This is a genomic window from Streptomyces tyrfis, assembly GCF_037034285.1.
Classification (GTDB): domain Bacteria; phylum Actinomycetota; class Actinomycetes; order Streptomycetales; family Streptomycetaceae; genus Streptomyces.
This window is the reverse complement of record NZ_JBAGJZ010000041.1, coordinates 73,542-80,107: the sequence shown is the minus strand read 5'-3', so window position 1 is coordinate 80,107 and position 6,566 is coordinate 73,542. Positions and strand designations below refer to the sequence as shown.

Below are 6,566 nucleotides of genomic sequence, written 5' to 3'. Positions count from 1 at the left end.
GCGGCAGCGGCAGCGGCAGCGGCAGCGGCAGCGGCAGCGGCCCGGAACCCGGAGCGGGCCCGCGGGGACACGGGACGGGCGAGTGGGAGCACGGCGCGGACGGGTGGCCGCGGGTGCCCGCCCCGCCGGACGGGGCCCTGGCCGGGAGCTTCCTGGTGCCGTACTCCTTCCGGCAGTTGGACGCCTTCGCCGGATACCAGTCGGGGATGCCGTCGCCCGGCTACTACCAGCGGGTCTGGGAGGCGGGCCCCGAGGCGGCCGCGGACGGCCTGCTGCGCGGGGTCGTCGAACGGCTCCGGGCGCGCAAGGTCCCGGTGTCCACCTCCGACCTGATCGCCGCGCGGAGTCTGGCGCAGGGGCTCGCGACGCTGCGCGGCCACCCCGGGCCGGCCAGGATCGACGTGCTGGACGGCCTCGCGGGCGCCCTGATCGCGGACGACCTGGACCGCCCGCTGCCGTGGACGGGTCGGGGCGCGCTGGAGGCGGGTTCCCATCCCGTCGTCGTCGAAATGGTGGCGGCGTGCGGCGGCGACCGCGTCGGTCGGCTCCACCCCGACACCCCGGCGCCGCCCCTGGTGCACGACGTCGCGGCCGTGCTGGCCTCGCTGTCGCTCGACGGCGGCCCCGACGCCTCGTACCGCCTCGACCTCACGGACGCCGCCGACCTGGAGCGCAGCCGGGTGCTGCACCGGCTGCGGGTGCTGGGCATCCCCGGTCATCTGCGCGTCGCGGGGCCCCGGCACGGGGTCGATCCGGTGTTCACGGAGCGCTGGGAGCCGCGATCCGTCACCGGGCGCGAGGCCGCGCTGGTGGAGGCGGGGGCGTACGGGGCGACGCTGGCGGAGGCGGCGGCGGTGGCCCTCGCCGCCCGGACCGGGGACGACGCGTCCGAGGCGGACGGCCTGGCCCGGACGCTGTTCGACGCTGTGCTGTGCGGCACGGACGGCCTCTCGGAGCGGCTTCTCGGCGAACTCTCCTCACGCGTCGGCGCGTTGAAGAAGACTGGGCCGCTCGGGGAGATCCTCTCCACGGCGCTGGGCCTGTGGCGGCACGACCGGGTGTTCGGGGTGGCGCGGGGTCCGTTGCTGGCCGGTGTCGTCGGACGGGCGACGGAACGGCTGCTGTGGCTCCTCGAAGGGGCCCGCAGCGCCTCGGGCGTGGACTTTCCGCGGCTGCGCGCGGTGGTGGCGGTGCGGGACGCGGTGCGGCACGCGCCGCACCTGCTCCCGGTCCGGCCGGAGACGGTCGCCTCGGTCGCGTGGCGCGTCAGCGGCGATCCCGAGGCGCCGGCCGATCTGCGCGGCGCCGCGTTCGGACTGCATCGCGCCCTGGCGCGGACCTCGGAGACGTCGCGGGCCCCGGAGAGGTCGGGGAGCCCTGAGGCGTCGGGAAGTCCTGAGGCGTCGGGCGACCCGGCCGGCGCGGTGCGCGCGGTGGCGCGGGCCGGCGCGGATGTTCTCGGGGACTGGCTGGCCGGTCTCTTCGCCCTCGCCCGCGACGAGATCACGGACCCGGCGGCGCGGGAGCCGGCGGCCGGTGCCGGCGCGGCGTCGCTGATCGACGTGCTGGACGAGCTGGTGTGCGCGCTGCCCGAGGAGGCGTTCCTGTCCGGGCTGCCCGCGCTGCGTCAGGCGTTCACGTTCTTCCCGCCCAAGGAGCGCGAACGGATCGCCGGGCGGCTGCTGGCACGGCGCGACGTGCGCGGTTCGGCGCGTTCCCTGCTGCGGACCGTCGAGGATCCGCTGCTGACCGGCCGGGCCCGCGCCCTGGAGGAGTCCGTGTCCCGGCTGCTGGCCCGCTACGACCTGGGAGCCCTCCCATGACCACGCCCGACCACACTCCCGCCCCGGCCCCGGTCCCGGACGGCGGTCCCGGCACGGCGCCGGGCGCGAGGCCCCCCGCGGCTCCCGGTCCGGTGCCCGACCCGGGGCTGGAACGCTGGCGGCTGCTCCTGGGCTCCGCCGCCGAACGGTACACCGGCGTTCCGAGCCGCGTGGACGCCGACCGGGACGCCGCTCTCGACTGGCTCTACGGCCGGGATCCGGATCTCGCCCGGCGCGGTGTGCGGCCTTCCGGCCCCGTCCCGCGCGCCGGGGGCGCCGGCCTGTCCGCCCTGACCGCGATCGACTGGCTCGACGACATCCACCGGCTGTTCCCGAAGGAGACCGTGGAGCGGCTGGAGCGGGACGCCGTCGAACGGTACGGCATCCAGGAGATCGTCACCGACCCCGCCGTGCTGGAGCGGGTCGAGCCGAGCGCGACGCTGCTGCGGGCCGTGCTGCGCACCAAGCACCTGATGAACCCGGAGGTGCTGCGGCTGGCCCGGCGCATCGTCGAATCGGTGGTGAGCCGGCTGCTGGCCAGGCTCCGGCCGGAGATCCGGCGGGCGTTCCACGGCACGCGTTCCCGCCGCCCCAGCCGGGTGCCGCTGGCGCGGGACTTCGACTTCCGGCAGACGGTGCGCGCCAACCTCGCCCACTACCAGCCGGCCGAGCGCCGCCTGCTCATCGAGCGCGCCCATTTCCACTCCCGCACCCGGCGCCATGTGACGCGGTGGCAGCTGATCCTGCTGGTCGACCAGTCCGGCTCGATGGCCGGTTCGGTGATCCATTCGGCGGTGACGGCCGCGTGCCTGTGGGGCCTGCCCGGACTCAGGACGCACCTGGTCGCCTTCGACACCCAGGTGGTGGACCTGACCTCCGACGTGACCGACCCGGTGGAGCTGCTGATGCGGGTCCAGCTCGGCGGCGGCACCGACATCGCGCGCGCCGTGCGGTACGCGGCGGAGCTGGTGGAGAATCCGCGGCGCACCATCGTCGCGCTGATCAGCGACTTCTACGAGGGCGGCGACGCCCATCGGCTGGTGCGCTCGGTACGGGCCCTGGTGGAACAGGGCAGCACCGTCCTGGGACTGGCCGCGCTGGACGAGGAGGCCGACCCCGACTACGACCGCGAGCTCGCGGGCCGGCTCGCGGAGGCGGGGGCCCATGTGGGGGCGATGACGCCGGGCCACCTGGCCGATTTCGTAGCGGAGAGGCTGGGCCGATGAGCGAAGCGCCGAACGGCGTGCCCGCCGCGCGCCCCGAGCTGCTCGCCCTCACCGCGGACACACTCGCGGAGCTCGCCAACCGGGGCCTGGTCAAGCGGGCCACGAAGGAGCTGGACGCCGGCAGGGGTCCGGAGCTGACCGCCGATCAGGACACCACGCTGCGCGCCCGCTTCGGCGACGGCGCCACCGCCGTCCTGCCGCCCGGCGCCGGTCTGGACAACGGCACGTGCAGCTGCGCCGCGCCCGGGGTGTGCCGCCATCTCGTCGGCCTGGTGCTGGCCCATCAGCGTGCGTCCGGGCCGAACACGGCGTCCGTCGCCGCCCCGGACCCCGCGTGGTCGCCCGGCGACACCGACGACGAGGCGCTCGCCGCGGCTCTGGGCGCCCGTCCGCTCGCCGCCGCCCGTCGCGCCTTCGACCGCGGTTACGCGGCGGTGGTGCACCGCCCGTCCCCGGACCATCCCGAACCCCGGGTCGAACTCCCCGCCTGCGCGGTGCGCTTCCCCGTCCCCGGCGATATCGCGTACGCGTTGACGGACGCGACCGCGGCGGTGCGCGGGGAGGTGGTGGCGCTCGCGGTGTGGGCGTTCCGGGCCGCCGACGCGGCGGGGACCGGGGAGCGTACCGTGCCGGTCCGGGTCGGCGGCCGGGCCTCCGGCCCGCCGGAGGCCGGCCCCGCGCTGGACGCGGCCGTCGAGCTGGCCGACGAGTTGCTGGCGGAGGGCGTGGCCCATGTCGGCCCGGTGCACGGCGGGGCCCTGGCCCGGGCGGCCGCCGATCTCGGCGCCCGGTCGCTGCACTGGCCGGCCGGCGCCCTGGCGGAGCTGACGGACCAGCTCACCGCGTACGCGGGCCGGGACGCCCGCTACCGCCCGGAGGCGGTGGCCGCGTTGATCACCGAGCTGCACGCCCGGCGGCGGGCGGCCGCGCTCCCCGGGGTGCTGGGCACCGACGAGGCCGGGGACACCCCGCTGCGCCGGGTCCGGCTCACCGCGCTCGGCTGCCGCGTCCGCGGCACGTCCCGGTCCCTCGTCTCCGAGGTGTACTTCGCCCATCCCGGCGCGGCCGCCGTCCTCGTCCTCCGCAAGACGTGGGCGATGGCCGAGCACGAGCGGCTCGCCGGCCACCTGCTGTCCGCCCGCCGTGTCCTCGGCACGCCCCTGCGGTCGCTGGCCACGGGCAACCTGGTCAGCGAGAGCGTGCGCCGCACGGCGAGCCGCGCGCTGGCCGTGGGCCGCGGCAGGCTCGGCGCCTCGACCGTCACACCGGTCGGCACGGCCTGGACGGAGCTCCCGGCGCCCCTGCTCGTGCGCGACCTGTCGGCGCTGACGGCAGGTTGGGAGGGACGGCCGCCCCGGCTGATCCGTCCGCGTGTCGAGGCGGAGTCGGTCCATGTGGTCGCCCTGTCGGCGGTGGAGAGCGTCGGTTACCACCCGGCCGAGCAGCGTCTGGAGGCCGTCGTGCGCGATGCCTCCGGAACGTCCGCGCTGCTGGCGTCCCGGTACCGGCCCGAGTGCCCCGGCGCGCTGGACGCCCTGGCGGAGGCGCTGGAGGGCGGCGGCACCACCCATGTCAGCGGTTCGGTGCACCGTCTGGCCGGCGGCGTCACGATCGATCCGCTCGCGGTGCTCACCCCGGCCGGGGTGGTCGTCCCCGATCTCGCGCCGCATGACGGTGCCACGGCCCTGGCACCGGTGGGACGCCGCCCGGCCGAGCCGCTGACGGCGGCGCTGGACGAGGCGTCGTCCGCGTTGTCCGCGGTGCCGCACAGCGGGCTGCGCCATCTGGCGGTCCCCGCCCGTCGCCGTATCGACGACGCCGCCGCGGCGCTGTCGCGTACCGGCCTCGTCCGTGCGGCGGCGCTGCTGCGCGCCTTCCTCGGCAGTCTGGACGGCGCGCCCGCGACAACCGGGGCGGGCCCGTCGGCCGCGGCCGACGCATGGCTGGAGGCCCAGCTCCATCTCCTGGTCTGCGGCGAACTCCGTTCTTCCCAGCCCGAGTTCGCCCCCGGGCCGATACGCTGACGACCCGCGCCCCGCCGCCCCGCCGCACCCCGCACACCGCCGCCCCTCCGCGGACCACTCGATACCGGCCCGCTCCCAGCCCGGGCGCCAGGGGGCACGCGACCGGCCGGGGCCCGGCACTTCGCGACCGCACCCCCTGCCCAACGGGCCCGACCGCCCGGGGCCCGCCCCCCGCGCCGACTGAGCCCCGCTCGCCCCGGCCCCGCCTCCCACGCCCCTCGGCTATGCCCGGCGCTCGGCTGCCCGGGACACCCGTACACCGTCGACCAGGAACCGGAGGCCGGAGACCGGAGGCCGGCCGAGGCTCCACGCGGCACGGACGGCTGCGACATGTCCCTCCCCCGGAGTCGACAGCGAAGACCTCCCGGAGTATTTTTCTTACGTGTACAAAAACTTACGGCGATGTCCGGAGGTCGGTGCTGGCGACGACGCCCGTCGCCCGGTTCGCCGTCGCCCTGGACTCGTCGGTGGTCAATGTCGCGCTGCGCGCGACCCGCACGGCGCCGGGGTTCGCACCGCTCGGGCTGTCCTGGATCGTGCACGCGTACGCGTGCACGCCCGGCGGATTCCTGCTGCTGAGGGGTCCGCGCCTGCGACCCGTTCGGCCGGCGGCGGCTCTCCACGGTCGGTCGGCTCGTGGCCTTCTGCTTCGTGTCCGCCGTCACCGGGCTCGGCGTCGGACTGGTCATCGCCCCGATCGTCGCCGCCGCGACCGCCGGGGCGTCGCCCCGCACGAGGCCGGCATGGCGTCCGGCCTGATGGACGGCTCCCGCCGACTCGGCGGCTTCGTCGGCCCGGCCGCCCCGGCCGCCCCGACCGCCCTCGCCGCGCACCGCACCGGCACGGCCACCGGCCCCGTCACGCTCGACGACGGCTGTGCCCTGGGCCTGACCGTCTCCGCCGCCCACTCCGTGGTCGCGGCGGTCGTGGCGATCGGCGCGCTGCCCCGCCGCCGGGCCGGGACGCCCGGCCCGCGACCCACCGCCCCCGCAGCCCCCGCAGGGAAACGAATGGAAGGAACACCGGCATGACGACCAACCCCATAGACCTGTTCGCCTCGGCACTGCACATCCGCCCCAACGGCGACATACAGGCCGCCGGACGACGCATGGCGAGCGGCGACCCCGGTACCTGGCACATCGCGACGTTCCACGTGGAGACCGACGCCGACGTCCACGCCGACCACTGGGAGATGCACCCGGAGGCCGACGAGGCCGTGTGCTGCCTGACCGGCGGCTTCCGCATCTACTTCCGCCCGGTCGCCCCCGGCGACGTCGAGGAGATGGTGCGGCTGCGGGCGGGCACCGCCGCGGTCGTGCCGCGCGGCCGCTGGCACCGTCTGGAACTGGACGTCCCCAGCGACCTGATGTCGATGACCCTCCGCCGCGGCACCCGCCTCGAAAAGCGCGACGAGGCCGGCTGACCCGACCGGCGGCCCGGCGCACACACTGCCGGCGCAGCGGCCCGGCGCACACACTGCCGGGCCGCCGTCC

5 protein-coding genes are annotated in these 6,566 nt (G+C 76.8%); all 5 read left to right on the top strand.

Annotation, left to right across the window (positions count from 1 at the left end; genetic code table 11):
- Positions 1-1,823: DUF5682 family protein (locus WA762_RS26910; RefSeq protein ID WP_335939040.1), on the top strand; the 1,823-nt coding region annotated here is incomplete at its 5' end.
- Positions 1,820-3,049 carry a VWA domain-containing protein gene (locus WA762_RS26905; protein WP_335939039.1) on the top strand — a complete coding sequence of 410 codons (1,230 nt, stop codon included), beginning with the start codon at positions 1,820-1,822 and terminating at the stop codon, positions 3,047-3,049. The genes WA762_RS26910 and WA762_RS26905, both read left to right, overlap by 4 nt.
- Positions 3,046-5,073, top strand: coding sequence for a hypothetical protein (locus tag WA762_RS26900; RefSeq protein WP_335939038.1), 2,028 nt, complete (start codon positions 3,046-3,048; stop codon positions 5,071-5,073). The genes WA762_RS26905 and WA762_RS26900 overlap by 4 nt, the downstream gene beginning before the upstream one ends.
- A gap of 743 nt (positions 5,074-5,816) precedes the next feature.
- A complete protein-coding gene (locus WA762_RS26895; protein WP_335939037.1) occupies positions 5,817-6,104 on the top strand; it encodes a hypothetical protein in 288 nt (95 codons plus the stop codon).
- On the top strand, positions 6,101-6,496 hold the full coding sequence (locus tag WA762_RS26890; protein ID WP_335939036.1) for a cupin domain-containing protein: 396 nt from the start codon (positions 6,101-6,103) through the stop codon (positions 6,494-6,496). Before WA762_RS26895 ends, WA762_RS26890 begins: the two co-directional genes overlap by 4 nt.
- Positions 6,497-6,566 lie beyond the last annotated feature (70 nt).